Here is a 12,458-nt window from a genome sequence, read left to right as displayed (position 1 = left end):
AAAGGACTATAACAATGGCTCTCAGTAAAGAAGTGCCGGAGTTTGACATCGACGATGAAGTTCTCCTGATGGAGACGGGCATCGTTTTGGAAACGGATGTGGTGTCAGACGAACCTGCTGTACCTTCGGTTCGGACCAGGGCCAAGCAGGGCTCTTCGCTAAAACAGCACAAGTACATCGATTACACCCGAGCACTTGATGCGACCCAGCTTTATCTCAATGAAATCGGTTTCTCTCCTCTGCTGACACCTGAAGAGGAAGTCCATTTTGCGCGTCTGTCGCAAAGTGGTGATCCGGCGGGCCGTAAGCGGATGATCGAGAGCAACCTGCGTCTGGTGGTGAAGATTGCCCGACGTTACGTGAATCGCGGGCTTTCCCTGCTCGACCTGATCGAAGAGGGCAACCTGGGGCTGATCAGGGCAGTCGAGAAGTTCGATCCGGAACGGGGTTTCCGTTTTTCCACCTATGCGACCTGGTGGATCCGGCAGACCATCGAGCGCGCGATCATGAACCAGACTCGCACAATCCGCCTGCCGATTCATGTGGTCAAGGAGCTGAATGTCTACCTGCGCGCGGCCCGCGAGTTGACCCAGAAGCTCGATCACGAGCCTTCCCCTGAAGAGATCGCCAACCTTCTGGAAAAGCCTGTTTCCGAAGTGAAGCGCATGCTCGGGCTGAACGAGCGGGTTTCTTCGGTGGATGTGTCGCTTGGCCCAGACTCGGACAAGACACTTCTCGATACCCTGACCGATGACCGGCCGACCGATCCTTGCGAATTGCTGCAGGACGATGACCTGTCCCAGAGCATTGATCAATGGCTGAGCGAATTGACCGACAAACAGCGTGAGGTGGTTATCCGCCGCTTTGGCCTTCGTGGTCACGAAAGCAGTACGCTGGAAGACGTTGGCCTTGAAATCGGTCTGACCCGTGAGCGTGTACGTCAGATCCAGGTCGAAGGACTCAAGCGTCTGCGCGAGATCCTGGAAAAGAACGGCCTGTCCAGCGAGTCGCTGTTTCAATAATTAGAACCGCCAGCCTTGCAAGAAAACGCCCCGACACGTTCGGGGCGTTTTCGTTGGTGTCCTAGGACATCAGGCTATTCTGTCGGCTCTTAGTCTTTTGTTGTAAGTAATTGCTTACGAGTTCTGTAAGCCAATGCAGTACATGCAGGTAAATTCGACTCGATCTTACTGTCGAATCTTATCTAAGGTATTGAAATAAAAGGATTTTATGTTTTGCTTAGACAACCCTTGTGTCTTTTTTTGAGAGCCATTGCCAGTTGCGAGCAACGTCGTACGCGTTAATATTTGTCCTGTGTCTACGGACTGACACAGGTTTTCAACGGATGAAGACCAAGGACATCGCAGGATGCGATTCATCAGGATGATGAAAGGGAATACAGGGACTACGGAAAAAATGTGGGCGGGTCAAACCGCCCCTTTTTTTGCCCGGTGAAAATGAAAAAAGGCCCGTAAGGGCCTTTTTTGTTGATCGTGTCGCGAGCCGGGACTCAGCGCTCCAGATCCTTGATCTTGCCTTTGACTCCGTCGAATTCCTCGGCCTCTGGCAACGCGTCTTTCTTCTCGGTGATGTTCGGCCAGATCTCTGCCAGCTCGGCGTTCAGCTCGATGAATTCCTGCATGTCATCAGGAACCTCATCTTCCGAGAAGATGGCTTGGGCAGGGCATTCAGGCTCGCACAGTGCACAGTCAATGCACTCATCCGGGTGAATGACCAGGAAGTTCGGGCCTTCGTAGAAGCAGTCCACCGGACAGACTTCTACGCAGTCGGTGTACTTGCACTTGATGCAGTTGTCGGTGACGACGAAGGTCATTTCTAATTCTCTCCTCAGGCGACGGCAGCGGTGCCCTTCCAGTCAGGGCCGCTCGGCTTGGTAGGTTCGCGGCGAGCCAGGCTAATAACTCGACGCTCCGCCAAACCGCGCGGGATTCTAACAGCTTGTAAGGCAGCGCGTTATAACAGAGTCTTCAGTGCATAGAGCATTTCGATAGCTTGACGTGGGGTCATGTTGTCCAGGTCGAGCTTGCTGATCTTCTCGATGGCCGGGTGCGGCAGGCTGGCGAACATGTCGCTTTGGTGCGGTACGGCTGGCGCACTGCGACTACTGGTCGCGGGCTTCGGCACCTCGTGGGGCAGGCTGGAGGTCTCCAGGCGGCTCAGATGCTCCCGCGCGCGCTGGATGACCACCGCCGGCACGCCCGCCAGTTGCGCCACTGCCAGGCCATAGCTCTGGCTGGCAGGGCCAGGCAGGACATGATGGAGGAAGACGATGCGCTCGTTGTGCTCTGTGGCATTGAGATGCACGTTCGCCACCAGGGGCTCACTCTCCGGCAGCACGGTCAGCTCGAAGTAGTGCGTGGCGAACAGCGTGTAGGCGCGCAACTGGGCCAGGCGCTCGGCGGCGGCCCAGGCCAGCGACAGGCCGTCGAAGGTGCTGGTACCGCGGCCGACTTCGTCCATCAGCACCAGGCTGCGGTCGGTGGCGTTGTGCAGGATGTTGGCGGTTTCGCTCATTTCCACCATGAAGGTGGAGCGGCCGCCGGCCAGGTCATCGCTGGAGCCGATGCGGGTGAAGATGCGGTCCACCAGCGACAGCTGGCAGCGTGCTGCGGGGACGTAGCTGCCGATATGGGCCAGCAGCACGATCAGCGCGGTCTGGCGCATGTAGGTGGACTTACCGCCCATGTTCGGGCCGGTGATGATCAGCATGCGCGTGCTGTCGTCGAGGGACAGGTCGTTGGCCACGAACGGGCTGGTCAGCACCTGCTCGACCACCGGGTGTCGGCCCTGCTCGATCTGCATGCACGGCTCGTCGACGAAGGTCGGGCAGTTCAGGTCGAGGGTCAGGGCGCGTTCGGCCATGTTGCTCAGCACGTCCAGCTCGGACAGCGCGGCGGCGGTATCCTGCAGTGGCGCCAGGTGGCTGATCAGGGTTTCCAGCAGGGCGTCGTAGAGCATCTTCTCCCGGGCCAGGGCGCGGCTCTTGGCCGACAGTGCCTTGTCTTCGAAGACTTTCAACTCGGGGGTGATGAAGCGCTCCGCACCCTTGAGGGTCTGCCGCCGGATATAGTCGGCGGGTGCCGATTCGGCCTGCTTGCTCGGCAGCTCGATGAAATAGCCGTGCACGCGGTTGTAGCCGACCTTGAGGTTGGCCAGGCCAGTGCGGGCCTTTTCCCGGGTTTCCAGGTCGATGAGGAACTGGCCGGCGTTCTCGCTGATCGACAGCAGTTCGTCCAGTTCGGCGTCGTAGCCGGTCTTCAGTACGCCGCCGTCACGGATCACAGCGGGCGGGTTGTCGATGATGGCTTTTTCCAGCAGGTCAGCCAGCTCCGGATAGGTGCCGGCGATGGCGGCCAGGCGCGCCAGGTGCGGCGCCTCCAGCTCGGCCATGGCGTTTTGCAGCTCGGGCAGGGCACCGAGGGCATCGCGCAGGCGGGCCAGGTCCCGCGGACGGGCATTGCGCAGGCCGATACGGGCGAGGATCCGCTCGATATCGCCGATATCTTTCAATTGCGGCTGCAAGCGCTCGAAACGGTAGTTGTCGAGCAGGCAGCGGATCGAACCCTGGCGCGCCTGCAATACCTTCAGGTCGCGCAGCGGGCGGTTCAGCCATCGGGTCAGCAAGCGGCTGCCCATGGCGGTCTGGCAGCGATCGATCACCGATTGCAGAGTGTTGTCGCGACCGCCGGCCAGGTTGACGTCCAGCTCCAGGTTGCGGCGGCTGGCACCGTCGAGGATGACCGTGTCGTCCAGGCGCTCGTGCTTGAGGCTGCGCAGGTGGGGCAGGGAGGTGCGCTGGGTTTCCTTGGCGTAGGCCAGCAGGCAGCCGGCGGCGCCGATGGCCAGGGTCAGCTTGTCGCAGCCGAAGCCCTTGAGGTCCTGGGTCGCGAACTGCTGGCACAGGCTCTTGCGTGCCGAATCGCGGTCGAAGTCCCAGGGGGCGCGACGACGCGAGCCACGGCGCTTCTCGGCGGGCAGGCCCTGGGGCCAGTCGTCCGGGATCAACAGCTCGACCGGGTTGGTCCGCTCCAGCTCGGCCAGCAGGTTTTCCCAGCCCTTGAGCTCCTGCACGGTGAAGTTGCCGCTGGTGATGTCCAGCACCGCCAGGCCGAACAGGCGTTCGTCGCCCAGTACGGCGGCGATCAGGTTGTCGCGGCGCTCGTCCAGCAGGGCCTCGTCACTCACCGTACCCGGGGTGATGATGCGCACCACCTGGCGTTCCACCGGCCCCTTGCTGGTGGCCGGGTCGCCGATCTGTTCGCAGATCACCACCGATTCGCCCAGCTTCACCAGCTTGGCCAGGTAGCCTTCGAGCGAGTGGAAGGGGATACCGCACATGGGAATCGACTGGCCCGCCGACTGACCGCGGGCGGTCAGGGTGATATCCAGCAGTTTCGCGGCTTTCTTCGCGTCTTCGTAGAAGATCTCGTAGAAGTCGCCCATGCGGTAGAACATCAGCTGGTCCGGGTGCTGGTTCTTCAGCTTCCAGTACTGCTGCATCATCGGGGTGTGTGCGGAGAAATCAGAAATTGCTTTATTCATCAATGGTTTAGAGCGCTTGTCTCAAAAGTGTGGGGCAAATTTGGGGCATTTCCGCTTTGCTTTTGGATGCCGCTCCAGATGTACTGAAGCTCAGTCGGCGATTCGTCATCCATCCATTTCGCGTAGACCTCCACCAGCATGGTGAAGTCCTTGTGGCCCATCTGCTTGGCAATGAATGCAAGGTTACCACGCGCTGTTAGGCACCAGCACGCATAGGTGTGTCGAGTTTGGTAGGGGCGTCTGGCGCGGATCCCGGCCCGCCGCTGGATCGCTGCGAACTTGGTGTTCCAGGCGGTCGAGACGAACCAGTGGTTGATGATCAGCTTTCGTGCCTGGGTGCTGGGTGAGAGCAGGGGCGTGACGAACTCATCACGCCATTCATGCCGATTCTGGTACACCCGCACTTCGCGTTTGGGGTGGTCGGCTACAAGGTTCATCAGCACCCTGGCGGCATCGATGGCGGGCTGCATCATCAACACCGTCCGGGGCTTGCCGGTTTTCGGAACCTTGAAGGTGCTCTTCGTGGTGATCGCCCTGGTGACCTCGATCTTGCCGCCGACCAGGTCGATGTCCTCCACGGCCAGGGCGCACAGCTCGCCCGGGCGAAGACCTGTGTAGGTGACCAGGGTGATCGCGGCTGCATCCTGGGGATGTAGGCAGCCTTTGCGAATCAGTCGGTCGAATTCCTCGTAGGTGAAAGGGTCGGGCTCCTTGTCGCTCATTGCGAATCGGGTGCAGGCGGCAGCCAGTCCCGCCTTGCAATACCCGTTGCTTTCGCACCAGGTCAGGAAACCTGCGAAGGTGGCCAGGTAGTGGTTCACTGTCGACGGGACCCTCGTTTCGATCAGCCTTGCGCGGAGTGTCTGGATGTCCTCAGGCAGCAATATGCCGGCGAAGCGCTCCCCGCCTATGGTGTCTATGCATATATCAAGGGCACGCCGGTACCGGTCCTCGGTCTCGGGCGTGATGTCCACGGCCTTGAGCGGTTTGTACCGCTCCACCAGCAGGCTCAACCGCTCGTCCTTTACGGTGCTGTAGTTGGATGAGTGCTTCGAATCTGGGAAGTGACGGCCATAGTCGAAGGTGTTGGTTTTGATCTCGTGAAGAATCGCCGCCCTGAGCAGGGCGGCGTGCTTCACGTTGGCCTTCGTCGGTGGCAGGCCGAGAGACTCGCGGCACCGGGTGCGGCGCCACATGAAAACGATCCGCAGATAGCCTCCATGTAGCTCAATGCCCTTATGCTTGGCCAGCTCGGCCGCTACGCCACTTGCGGTGCGCTCTCGGCCCACTTGTCGTACTCCGTCATGTTGATGGTGATGCGTCCGTCTGGCGCTTTCCGCCAGATGCGTCCCTGTGCCCAGGTGCCATTCTTGACCTTGTGGCGAATGGCATCCTCTGAGTAGCCGGTGAGCTCGGCGGCCCGGTTGATCAGTACCCAGCGCGGAAGGCTCATGCGCGTTTCCCCTGTGCTCGTTTGGCGGCCTGGTTGGCCATGACGGATTCCCAGTGAGCGTTCATGCGCTGCTGGCGGGTCCGGCTGCATTTCGTGTGGCGTCCAACCGTCCTCGACTTCCCGCAGATGTCACACATGACGTTCAGGTCGAGGGTGTAGGTGGCCAGTCGTGGGCGGGTTTGCTCAGTCATTGGTCACGTCCATCATCATCTGGCGAAGGCGCAGCAGCTCGGCCTGGATCCCGGCGCTTTCTGCTGCTCGGTCGAGGCGTTCCAGCTCCGCCAGCAGTAACGCGGCTGCGGTGATCAGCATCGTGCGCGGGTCTTCAATCTTGACTTGCCACTGGCATATCCCGGCTTGATACACCCAGCCAGGCGCTGTTCCTGTAGCGATCAATGCATGCGCCACCGCGTAGCACGTGAGCTCCCCCAAGCTGTAGTGGTCATCATGGGCGGCGGTATAGCCCTTGAAAATCTGTCGACGCCTTTCTGTCAGAACGTCTCTCGCAGCTTGCTGCCAAGATGGAGTCTCGGAGTCGAGCAGTGCCCTGGTCTCTTTCGCCAGGTCCGAGAGGTTGTCGTCGCGGGAGTTGGCGAGTTGCAGCCAGTGCTCAAGCAGTGAACCGCGTTCTGCCACCTGAAGGTTGAAGGTGTCGCGTTCGGCTGCTGCTTCTACGTGCAGTTCGTGGGGCGTTTTCGCTCCTACGCGTTGAGTCGTCACGATGACCTCAAACGGCTGGTCGCCGGTGTTTAGGGAGATGGTGAAGACGTCGCCAATGTAGTTTGCTGCCCCGGACTCGATCACCTTCTTGGCAGCTAGCTCGGCCAACTGCGAGGTGGCCAAGTTGAGGTCGGGCTGCTCGCCCTCCGCTTTGTCTAGGTCGTGCTCGGGCGTAGGTGCAGCGGTGAGGCTGCCAGAGGGCTGGATGTTGATCTCGGGCTTACAGCCCTCGGCGTTCAGGGGGCGGTGGCGCTCGATCTCTGCGATCAGTTCCAAGGTCACCGCTGGCGGCATGGCCATTCCATAGTCGTTGCCAGCCACCGCATCGTATGGGTTGGACTTGGCCGCTATCGCTAGTGCTTTCAACTTGTGCAGGTCGATGTTCATGCTGTCTGCTCCAGAAGTCCGCCACGATGTAGTGAGTTCATGCATGCCCGGTTGAGCCAAAGGCACTCTGTGCGTGTCGCTCCGCCCCGTCCGGCGCTGATCCGTGCCTGTGTCGAGTTCATCGTCCAACCCTGGAGGTGGTCCGCGTAGAGCTCGCTGGGGTAGCCGCTCAAGACGACCATCCCTTTCAACGAGCACAGTCTCTGCAGGAGCTCCGCGTGCTGTGCGTCGGTCATCTCGTGCCTGTAATAGCGGCCGTGCTGGGCGCCGCGTACGCGTGTGTCATGCAGGTAGGGTGGGTCGACGTAGTGAAGGGTTCGCGGGGAGTCGTGGCCCAGCATCACTTCCAGCGCCGGGCGGTTCTCGATCAGGACGCCGGCGAGGCGTTGGCCGACGGCTGCGAGCTGATCCGGATAGCGTGCCCACAGCTGTTGTGCGGTTCCGTACTGTCTGGCGCAGTCGATTCGGAACCCCGTCGTACCCTTGCTGGCTCCGGCCGATCCGAAGCCCATCTGGGCTCGAACGATCGTGCGCCGGGCACGCTCCACGGGATCCTCTGCCACTATCCAGGCAAGTTCGAACTCCTCCCGGGCGTACGGGGTGAGAACGAGCTGCTCGACCAGGGCGGCGCGGGTCTCTGCGCCCTGCAGGACGCGGAACAGATTCACGACGTCGCCGTCGAGGTCGTTGTACACCTCGCCGTGTGCCCGTGGTTTCTGCATGAGCACGCCGGCCGCTCCCCCGAAGGGTTCGACATACACTTGGTGCGGGGGGAAGTGGTCTATCACCCAGCTGGCCAGCCGGAATTTCCCGCCGTGGTAGCGGATAACCGGAGCTGTGACCTCTGCTTTACTCGCGCTCGCCATCACGCGGTCCCCCGTTGAGCGACGCTCAAGCCGACAGCGACAGGGCGTACCCAGATCGGCACGCTACTGAGCACGAACGTTTCGCCTTGGGCAACGAGCAGTAGGGTGGTCCCCATAACGTGCCCAATGGCTTCTGCGGCGTACGGTGGGACTGCGTTGCCGATGCGCTCTCGCCAAGCCTGATCACTGAGGCCGTCCAGTTCCAGTTGTTCCTCTGGCTCGACAAGGCTCTGGATCGCGGCCAGTTCGAGGGTGGTGAAGGGGCGATGCCAGGTGCCGTCGAGCGACTGGATTACACACGCGAGTCGCTCGCTTGCCTCGGGCAGTCGGGGATCAGCCACGCTCCATCGCCCGTTGTCGTGCATGGCACTCGCGGAAACAGCACCAGCAGATCCTGACCACTCAACCACGCCATAGTGGCCGCCAGTCAGGTACGCATCGCCCTTGGTGCGGCGCATGCCTGGTCGTGGGTCCGCGATCGATAGCTGACCACCCTGGACGCCCTTGCCGCCGGCGATGATGGTTGAGCTGTGCCGGTTCCAATCCATCACTGCCAGGTTGTTGCTGTGCCTTTTCCAGTTCGGTCGAGGGTCCGCAATGCACTGTCCGCCGGCGCTTGGAGACTGACCACCAGTTACCACCCCCGCTGGACCATCCATTCGGCAGACCCGATACACGTTGTTGTGCCGAACGCCAGTCGGTCGCGGGTCGGCAACACTGAAGGTTCCTTGCCCGGGCGACTTCACGCCAATGACCGCGCCGCTGGTGTCCTCCCAGCGGCGGACGCCATATTGCTGATATTGCAGCGCGTCGGCTTGGGCCCGTGGGTCAGCGACCGAGAACGCACCGTTCGTGGGGCTGGAGCGACCGGCCACCGTGCCCATGCTGTCATTCCAGCCGTGGACGCCCATATACCCCGAACGATGCTCCGGCACGATGATCAGGTCTCTTAGGTAGCCGTCCTCGATCGCCAGATCGTTCAGGCTGCGCCAGTCCTTCCCGGCTTCGACCAGGGCGAGTCGCACCCAGGTCTTCCACTGCAACGCTGGAACGCGGTGCATCGGCCCCGCAGCAGCGACGTCGCCGGCCAGTGGCATCCTGCCGAGGATGTCCCCGACCGCACGCAGCGTCTTGTGTTCCGGCTCGTACAGGAAGGCGGGGACCTTCTCGACGTGGCGGGCGACCAGCAGGAAGCGCTTCCGGCTCTGTGCCAGGCCGCCGATGACCCCGCAGTCGTGCGTCGTCTCGGCCACGGCATAGTCGAAGCTACCGAGCAGGCTGTTGATCTGGTCCAGCAGATGCCGGCCGCGAGTCGCGAGTCGCGGGACGTTTTCGAAGACCAGCAGGGGCACCGGGTCGTCCGCCCAGGCCTCGCCGAACAGCCAGATGCAGCGCAGGGTCAACTCGTTCAGCGCCTGGTACTTGGGGGTCTGGCTCATCTTCTCGGACAGCAGGCCGCTCGCGCCTTTGCATGGACTGCTGATGAACACCGCGTCCGGACGCTGGCCACCAGCTGCCCGGCGGATGTCTTCCGGTGTCGCCTCCCGCCAGCCAGGCGGTGGCTCTTTCCCGTGGAACCGGGTGTACTGGTCGCGGGTGAACAGGTCCAGCAGCGTGCCCTTCACGCCGCTCAGGCGCTCGAAGTCCGCCAGACCGGCCGGGTCGACGTCGACACCGCCGAGGCACTGCCACTCCGCCTGGAGATTGCCCACGATGGGTTTGGCCCGGTTGAAGCCCTTGGCGCCGCCACCCAGGCCGCAGCACATGTGGAAATGCTTGAGGACGTGCTTGCGAAGAGTCATGCCGCGCTCCCTGCGTTAGTCGCGAGAGGCTGCTTGCGGATCTCGGCGTGCACCAGCTCGGCGAGGCGCTGCAGCGCGACGAGCTCTGACGCTGCTCGTTCTGACCAGGTGCTTGTTCCCTTCATCGCATCCCAGGTGCGCTTGGCGATGGTCAGCGTTTCGGCGGCGCGGATTATCAGCTGGTGGTCGGCGGCCGTCACGGCCAGGCCGGTGTAAGACCTGACCCGTTCCTCCAACTCGTCGATCCTGCCCTGCAGTGCCGCCTTGGAATGGAGGAACTGTCGCTGCTCCTTCTCCCGCTCGATCGCACGTTCCTCCTGCGCGCGGTCCAGGTCCTGGAGCTTTTTCCACGCCATGGCGTCCCGCTGCTCCAGGCCTTCCGCAACGCCGTCGGCCCGGCCATGCTCATAGGCTCGCGCGCGAGTCCGGGCAAACAGGTAGTTGGCGACGACCAAGGTCAGGATCAGCGCGATCCCGGCCGCGAGCGTGTAGTGCTGTGCTTGCATTTGCTGTACTCCAAATGGAATGCCGCTACCGGGGTTGGGTGAGAGCCGGTAGCGGACTGATGCCCCTGGTGGCCGGGGTCGCCTTCTAGCTATGCCGTCTGGGGTGCCTGGGCGTCGATGTACGTGGCGAGGTCGTGCAGGTACACCACGTGCTGGGCTCGGGCCGAGTTGTGCAGCTTCGTCAGCTTGAGGCTGATCTGGCCGGCGGCGATCAGCTCGCGGAAATGCCGGTCCGTGCGGATGTGGGGGAAGTAGTGCTCCCTCACCGCAGACATCGTTGGGCAGGGTGTGGGCCACTGCCGGCGGAGCTGGTCGAGCGTGCTGGTCATGCCGGCTCCCCGTTCCCCTGGGTGAGCAGGCCGAGCTTGGTGCGGACTTGCGCGGCCAGCGCCTCCTTGCTCGACCCTGTCGCCACCGCGCACATCTCGCCGCTGTTGTTGGTGATGGCGACGGCGAACGGGGTGCTCGGCCAGGGAGTAGGGGAGATATAGGCCAGATGGTTTTCCGGAAGCTGCGCGCTCACGAACTCATGCGCCTCCATCAGGGCCAGCGCTTTGCTGACGTGATCCGCGCGGTCGTTGGCCAGGTCTTGGATGAAGTCACGCAGGTGCAGGTGGTTGGCTGGGTCTCCGCGTTGCAACTTGAGGTTGCCGATCACGGACTTGAACTCGACCTGCACATTTGCAGAGTCGGCTTCGACCTGGGTGCGGACGGTGGCGACATCCCAGCCTTCCGAACGACGAACGCGGCAAGGCATGCTGCCGCCGTCCGCCAGGATCTGCTGCAGCAACATGACATTGCCGAGGGGCACCTGGTACGCGCTCATGCTGCCCCCTTGGTCACAGGGACAGCATGTGCGTAGCCGCGGGTGTTGATGACAACCAGCATGCCGGTACGGTGCTGGAGTGCGTTGACGACCGCTCTTGTACAGGCTGTGGGGTGCAAGAAGATCTTGCAAGTGTGCTGTGCATTTTCCATTGGTTCGTACTCGGTGAGAGGAGGTACGGACGGAAAATTAGTATTAGTGTTTTATTCTGTCAATAGCTTTGCTGCTATTTACTGTTTTTCAGTGGTGGGTCACAAAAAAGCCCGCTGGAGGCGGGCTTCTTTCACAGATCAACGATTTTTCTTCGGGCTCGACCGTAGATACGCCACGTAGCGTCGGTCTTGATGACCTGATCAGGCCATCCTGGATTTACCGCGTGGAGATAGGTAACTCCGGCCTCAACGCTGATTTGGCGCAGAGTCGCAGCCTGGTCTGTGGAGGCTTTCGCCAGGACATAATCGCCCGATTTCCACTCCATAGTCGGATCGATCACGACCTTATCGCCGGGTGCGAACACCGGTTCCATGCTCTTGCCTTCAACTCTGACAACGAATGCACCCGGGCCTGCAGCGCCGCCGGCCTCAACCCATTCCTTTACCTCTTCCTCTGAGAAATCTCCGTTCGCCTCGCTAAAGGCCCCCACTTCTTCGTATCCGATCACAGGCAAAAGTCTCCCCGCCGGTCCTATCTCCATGGCGTTCACATGTAAACCCTTTCCAAGGGCTGGACTTAACATTGAACTGTTAGCAGTCGTGTCGAGGGTTTCTGCTAAACGTGGACTGATGGCCTCCGGGGGGACGCGGAGGACTCGGCTGAGGCTTAAAAGGGCTGGGAGGTTGAGAGCGATTTTTCCCGTCATGTATTGACTTACGGCGCTCTGGCCGGCCCAGCCGCATGCCTCAGCGACCTTCTCCTGGTTCAGAGAGCGGTCTTCTGATTTACGTGCTTTGTAGGCTGCCTGGAGACGGGCGGCTTCTTCTGCAATGTAGGACGGTTTCATCTTCATGAGGCGATGCTATAAGGGTTGCTGATATGCCTCAAACAGTGACGATGGTTTTCTCTTGCATCATTTTATGAGTCTGACTAATATCTGCCTGCAGTCCATTCTTGGGAGCTGGCAATGTGTATTCAATTTGGAACCCCGCTGCGTGAATACGTGACCGGAAAGAGTCAGGTCGAAGTCGCGGAGAAGCTGGGCGTTACCCAGGGCGCAATCTCGCAGATGCTGCTGAGCGGGCGCGATGTCCGAGTGGTCATCGATGACAGTGGTAAAGCGGAAGGCTACGAATTGCGGCGCATCGGTAGTAGAAGAAAACAGATGGCCGCCTAAAGGGC

13 protein-coding genes are annotated in these 12,458 nt (G+C 61.3%); 2 read left to right on the top strand and 11 right to left on the bottom strand.

Going from position 1 to position 12,458, the window contains the following annotated elements; all coding sequences use genetic code 11:
• Positions 1 to 14: 14 nt before the first annotated feature.
• A complete protein-coding gene (rpoS, locus tag AC5QPF_RS25245) occupies positions 15 to 1,022 on the top strand; it encodes an RNA polymerase sigma factor RpoS (RefSeq protein ID WP_494960394.1) in 1,008 nt (335 codons plus the stop codon).
• Between the two features lie 488 nt (positions 1,023 to 1,510).
• Here the strand turns inward: rpoS and fdxA are convergent, their stop codons facing one another.
• The 11 genes from fdxA to AC5QPF_RS25190 form a co-directional block, all read right to left on the bottom strand.
• The gene (gene fdxA / locus AC5QPF_RS25240) at positions 1,511 to 1,834 is read right to left on the bottom strand and encodes a ferredoxin FdxA (RefSeq protein ID WP_042121894.1); all 324 of its coding nucleotides are present in this window, start codon (positions 1,832 to 1,834) and stop codon (positions 1,511 to 1,513) included.
• A gap of 140 nt (positions 1,835 to 1,974) precedes the next feature.
• Positions 1,975 to 4,551, bottom strand: a complete 2,577-nt coding sequence (gene mutS / locus AC5QPF_RS25235) for a DNA mismatch repair protein MutS (protein ID WP_494964247.1) — start codon at positions 4,549 to 4,551, stop codon at positions 1,975 to 1,977.
• An 11-nt stretch (positions 4,552 to 4,562) separates the two neighbouring features.
• On the bottom strand, positions 4,563 to 5,759 hold the full coding sequence (locus tag AC5QPF_RS25230; RefSeq protein WP_494960393.1) for a tyrosine-type recombinase/integrase: 1,197 nt from the start codon (positions 5,757 to 5,759) through the stop codon (positions 4,563 to 4,565).
• 62 nt (positions 5,760 to 5,821) lie between these two features.
• Positions 5,822 to 6,016, bottom strand: coding sequence for an excisionase family protein (xisR, locus tag AC5QPF_RS25225; protein ID WP_494960392.1), 195 nt, complete (start codon positions 6,014 to 6,016; stop codon positions 5,822 to 5,824).
• A gap of 183 nt (positions 6,017 to 6,199) precedes the next feature.
• Entirely contained in the window at positions 6,200 to 7,123 is a 924-nt protein-coding gene (locus AC5QPF_RS25220) for a hypothetical protein (protein ID WP_494960391.1), read from the bottom strand.
• The gene (locus tag AC5QPF_RS25215) at positions 7,120 to 7,989 is read right to left on the bottom strand and encodes a DNA adenine methylase (RefSeq protein WP_494960390.1); all 870 of its coding nucleotides are present in this window, start codon (positions 7,987 to 7,989) and stop codon (positions 7,120 to 7,122) included. Before AC5QPF_RS25215 ends, AC5QPF_RS25220 begins: the two co-directional genes overlap by 4 nt.
• A complete protein-coding gene (locus AC5QPF_RS25210; protein WP_494960389.1) occupies positions 7,989 to 9,791 on the bottom strand; it encodes a DNA cytosine methyltransferase in 1,803 nt (600 codons plus the stop codon). Before AC5QPF_RS25210 ends, AC5QPF_RS25215 begins: the two co-directional genes overlap by 1 nt.
• On the bottom strand, positions 9,788 to 10,297 hold the full coding sequence (locus AC5QPF_RS25205; RefSeq protein ID WP_494960388.1) for a hypothetical protein: 510 nt from the start codon (positions 10,295 to 10,297) through the stop codon (positions 9,788 to 9,790). The genes AC5QPF_RS25210 and AC5QPF_RS25205 overlap by 4 nt, the downstream gene beginning before the upstream one ends.
• An 89-nt stretch (positions 10,298 to 10,386) precedes the next feature.
• Entirely contained in the window at positions 10,387 to 10,626 is a 240-nt protein-coding gene (locus tag AC5QPF_RS25200; RefSeq protein ID WP_494960387.1) for a pyocin activator PrtN family protein, read from the bottom strand.
• A complete protein-coding gene (locus AC5QPF_RS25195; RefSeq protein ID WP_494960386.1) occupies positions 10,623 to 11,123 on the bottom strand; it encodes a hypothetical protein in 501 nt (166 codons plus the stop codon). The genes AC5QPF_RS25200 and AC5QPF_RS25195 overlap by 4 nt, the downstream gene beginning before the upstream one ends.
• Before the next feature lie 283 nt (positions 11,124 to 11,406).
• A complete protein-coding gene (locus AC5QPF_RS25190; protein WP_494960385.1) occupies positions 11,407 to 12,129 on the bottom strand; it encodes a S24 family peptidase in 723 nt (240 codons plus the stop codon).
• Positions 12,130 to 12,243: 114 nt separating this feature from the next.
• On the opposite strand from AC5QPF_RS25190, the gene AC5QPF_RS25185 reads away from it, so the two are divergent.
• On the top strand, positions 12,244 to 12,453 hold the full coding sequence (locus tag AC5QPF_RS25185; RefSeq protein WP_494960384.1) for a Cro/CI family transcriptional regulator: 210 nt from the start codon (positions 12,244 to 12,246) through the stop codon (positions 12,451 to 12,453).
• Positions 12,454 to 12,458: the final 5 nt, after the last annotated feature.

This window comes from Pseudomonas sp. Con_6 (assembly GCF_059379395.1).
The sequence above is the reverse complement of the archived record's forward strand: the minus strand, read 5'-3'. Positions and strand labels throughout refer to the sequence as shown.

Bases quoted from the DNA above. Each gene is read 5' to 3' on its own strand.
- rpoS (WP_494960394.1), top strand. From the start codon at position 15: ATGGCTCTCAGTAAAGAAGTGCCGGAGTTTGACATCGACGATGAAGTT.
- fdxA (WP_042121894.1), bottom strand. From the start codon at position 1,834: ATGACCTTCGTCGTCACCGACAACTGCATCAAGTGCAAGTACACCGAC.
- AC5QPF_RS25230 (WP_494960393.1), bottom strand. From the start codon at position 5,759: ATGTGGCGCCGCACCCGGTGCCGCGAGTCTCTCGGCCTGCCACCGACG.
- xisR (WP_494960392.1), bottom strand. From the start codon at position 6,016: ATGAGCCTTCCGCGCTGGGTACTGATCAACCGGGCCGCCGAGCTCACC.
- AC5QPF_RS25220 (WP_494960391.1), bottom strand. From the start codon at position 7,123: ATGAACATCGACCTGCACAAGTTGAAAGCACTAGCGATAGCGGCCAAG.
- AC5QPF_RS25215 (WP_494960390.1), bottom strand. From the start codon at position 7,989: ATGGCGAGCGCGAGTAAAGCAGAGGTCACAGCTCCGGTTATCCGCTAC.
- AC5QPF_RS25210 (WP_494960389.1), bottom strand. From the start codon at position 9,791: ATGACTCTTCGCAAGCACGTCCTCAAGCATTTCCACATGTGCTGCGGC.
- AC5QPF_RS25205 (WP_494960388.1), bottom strand. From the start codon at position 10,297: ATGCAAGCACAGCACTACACGCTCGCGGCCGGGATCGCGCTGATCCTG.
- AC5QPF_RS25200 (WP_494960387.1), bottom strand. From the start codon at position 10,626: ATGACCAGCACGCTCGACCAGCTCCGCCGGCAGTGGCCCACACCCTGC.
- AC5QPF_RS25195 (WP_494960386.1), bottom strand. From the start codon at position 11,123: ATGAGCGCGTACCAGGTGCCCCTCGGCAATGTCATGTTGCTGCAGCAG.
- AC5QPF_RS25190 (WP_494960385.1), bottom strand. From the start codon at position 12,129: ATGAAGATGAAACCGTCCTACATTGCAGAAGAAGCCGCCCGTCTCCAG.
- AC5QPF_RS25185 (WP_494960384.1), top strand. From the start codon at position 12,244: ATGTGTATTCAATTTGGAACCCCGCTGCGTGAATACGTGACCGGAAAG.